At 73.6% G+C, this 2,697-nt stretch carries 4 protein-coding genes; all 4 read right to left on the bottom strand.

What is annotated here, in order from left to right; all coding sequences use genetic code 11:
• Window positions 1-234 (bottom strand): translation initiation factor IF-2 N-terminal domain-containing protein (locus GTW08_RS17510; RefSeq protein ID WP_161152233.1); only part of this gene is annotated, 234 nt, incomplete at its 3' end.
• Window positions 235-331: 97 nt separating this feature from the next.
• Window positions 332-718 (bottom strand): YlxR family protein, encoded by a 387-nt coding sequence (locus GTW08_RS17505; protein ID WP_083659084.1) that lies wholly within the window; start codon window positions 716-718, stop codon window positions 332-334.
• Window positions 719-753: 35 nt separating this feature from the next.
• A complete protein-coding gene (gene nusA / locus GTW08_RS17500; RefSeq protein WP_073578132.1) occupies window positions 754-1,797 on the bottom strand; it encodes a transcription termination factor NusA in 1,044 nt (347 codons plus the stop codon).
• On the bottom strand, window positions 1,794-2,417 hold the full coding sequence (gene rimP / locus GTW08_RS17495; RefSeq protein WP_073578133.1) for a ribosome maturation factor RimP: 624 nt from the start codon (window positions 2,415-2,417) through the stop codon (window positions 1,794-1,796). The genes nusA and rimP overlap by 4 nt, the downstream gene beginning before the upstream one ends.
• Window positions 2,418-2,697 lie beyond the last annotated feature (280 nt).

Genomic DNA, 2,697 nt, shown 5'->3' with positions numbered 1-2,697 from the left:
GGAGCCACCGGCGCGCGGACGACCGCCACCGGGCGCACCGGAACCGCGGCGCTGACCGCCGGCGGCGCCCCCACCGGAGGCCATCGCGTCGCGCAGCTTGCGCGCGACCGGGGCCTCCACGGTGGAGGAGGGGGACTTCACGTACTCCCCCAGGTCCTGCAGCTTGCTGAGGACCTGCTTACTGCTGATTCCGAGCTCTTTCGCGAGCTCGTGCACGCGGGCCTTGCCTGCCACTGCTCTCCTCATCCTGACCGGAGGCCGGGCGGCAGCATCCCGCTCGACCTCGAACCTAGTGTCGAAGCACGTTCATGGTGCGATCTTCACTGCTGGCTCATGACTGGTCGACCTTGCTTTCTTCCGATGACGGGTCCGAGAGGTTCCCGGGCCCCAGCGGGTCGCGCGACTCCTGCAGCCACCGCTTGACGGCGGTGACGTCCGGTGCCGAGCGGACGCGTAACGCCCGGGCGAACGCCGAGCGTCGCTCGGCCCTGTCCAGGCACCCCGTCGAGAGGTGCAACCAGGCACCCCGTCCGGGGAGACGGCGGCGCGGATCCGGAATGCAACGTCCGTTCTCCACGACCACCCGCAACAGTACGTCGGCCCGTTCCCGGGTCCGGCACCCCACACAGGTCCGGATCGGAACCGACCGGGTGTGCGTGGGCGACGGTCCGCGACCGCGGGCCGGTGACGAGTGTAGCGCAGAGCGGTCCTCGGGCATTCCCTCGCCCGGCCCCTGCTGTTGATCTCCGTCGGTCAGGACGGCTCCCCGGCGGGGTCGACCGGCCCACCGTCGGGGGTGACCGGGTCACGCGGGTCGGCGTCGCTGCGGATGTCGATCTTCCAGCCGGTGAGCCGGGCGGCGAGGCGGGCGTTCTGCCCCTCCTTGCCGATCGCCAGCGACAGCTGGAAGTCCGGCACGACGACGCGGGCGATCCGGGCGCGCTCGTCGAGCACGGTCACCGAGACCACCTTCGACGGCGAGAGCGCGTTGCCGACGAACTCGGCCGGGTCCTCGGACCAGTCGATGATGTCGATCTTCTCGCCGGCCAGCTCGCCCATCACACCGCGCACGCGGGCACCCATCGGGCCGATGCAGGCGCCCTTGGCGTTGAGCCCGGAGCGGGTCGAGCGCACCGCGATCTTGGAACGGAACCCGGCCTCACGGGCCACCGAGACGATCTCGACGGAGCCGTCGACGAGCTCGGGCACCTCGAGGGCGAACAGCTTCCGCACCAGGTTCGGGTGGGTCCGCGAGAGCGTGATCGAGGTGCCCCGCGGGCCGCGGTTCACGCCGATGACGAAGCAGCGGATCCGGTCGCCGTGCCGATAGACCTCGCCCGGCACCTGCTCGGCGGCGGGGAGCACGGCCTCGGTGCCGCCGGAGAGCTCGACCACGACGACGCCGCGGGCGTTGGCGCGCGCGTCGCGCTGCACGATGCCCGCGACGACCTCGCCCTCCTTGGTGGAGAACTCGCCGTAGGTGCGCTCGTGCTCGGCGTCGCGCAGCCGCTGCAGGATGACCTGGCGGGCGGTGGTCGCCGCGATCCGGCCGAAGCCCTCGGGTGTGTCGTCGAACTCCGGGCCGGGGGTGCCGTCCTCGGAGGCGTCGGCGGCGTCGCGGACCATGACCCGCACCACACCGGTCTTGCGGTCGATGTCGACGCGGGCGTCCGGGTGGTGGCCGTCGGTGTGTCGGTAGGCGGTGAGCAGCGCCGTCTCGATGGCCGAGAGGACCGTCTCGAACGGGATCTCCTTGTCCCGCTCGATCGCGCGCAGCGCGGGGATGTCGACGTTCACCGGTTCTCCTCGTCGCGGACGGTCTCGACGGCGCCGCCGTCGTCGTGGTTCGTGGGGGCCCCGTCGGCCCCGTCGGTGCTGCCGGACAGCGCGTCCGGGTCGAGCAGTGCGGTCTCCGCGGGCGGGGCGGGCTTGAACTCGACCTGCACCTGGGCGTGGCGGATCTCCGCGAGCGGGATGTCCCGGCGTTCGGGCGCCTTCCGGCCGGGGACCGCGACGGCGACCGTGTCGCCGTCGAGCCGGCCGACCCGGGCCTCGACGACGGTGCCGTCGGTCAGGGTGATCCGCGCCAGGCGCAGGTAGGCCCGTCGCCAGTGCCGGGGCTCGGTGAGCGGCCGGTCGATCCCGGGCGAGGTCACCTCGAGCGTGTACGAGCCCTCGATGAGGTGCTCGTGCGGGTCCAGCTCGGCGGCCGCGGAGCGGCTGAGCCGGGCGATGACGTCGAGATCGATGCCGGTCGCGGGCGAGGACTCGGGCAGGTCGACGACGAGCTTGACCGAGTGCCGTCGCCCGGCGGTGCGGACCTCCACGGCGTCGATCTCCAGCCCGGCCCCGTGGACCACCGGCTCGAGCACGCCGCGCAGCTGGTCTGCCAGCTGTGCGGGGTCCGGACTGCGCATCGGGTGACTCTCCTCGTGTCAGGGTGCCCGCCGGGGCGGCGGCCGGTCGGCGGGGCTTCGGGTGGGCGTCGATCGTGGTGCCGCGACCGCCGGTGGGCGGGCACGTCGGTCGCTTGCGGACGGCATACGACGGCGGCGCCGCACACCGCGACGCGTCCGGACGGGACCGGACGGTGCCGGTGACGGTGGGGACGGCCGACGAGCCTAGCGCGTCGGCCCGGCGGGCCGCCGGTCGGTGGCCCGTCGGTGGGCGGTCGTCCGCGGCCCGGGCGGGCACGGT

The organism is Pseudonocardia sp. SID8383, assembly GCF_009864975.1.
Classification (GTDB): domain Bacteria; phylum Actinomycetota; class Actinomycetes; order Mycobacteriales; family Pseudonocardiaceae; genus Pseudonocardia; species Pseudonocardia alni.
Note: the sequence above shows the minus strand (reverse complement) of the source record. Positions and strands in the feature narration are given on the sequence as shown.

Excerpts from the sequence above, each read along its gene's own strand:
- GTW08_RS17505 (WP_083659084.1), bottom strand. The coding sequence starts at position 718 with ATGCCCGAGGACCGCTCTGCGCTACACTCGTCACCGGCCCGCGGTCGC.
- rimP (WP_073578133.1), bottom strand. The coding sequence starts at position 2,417 with ATGCGCAGTCCGGACCCCGCACAGCTGGCAGACCAGCTGCGCGGCGTG.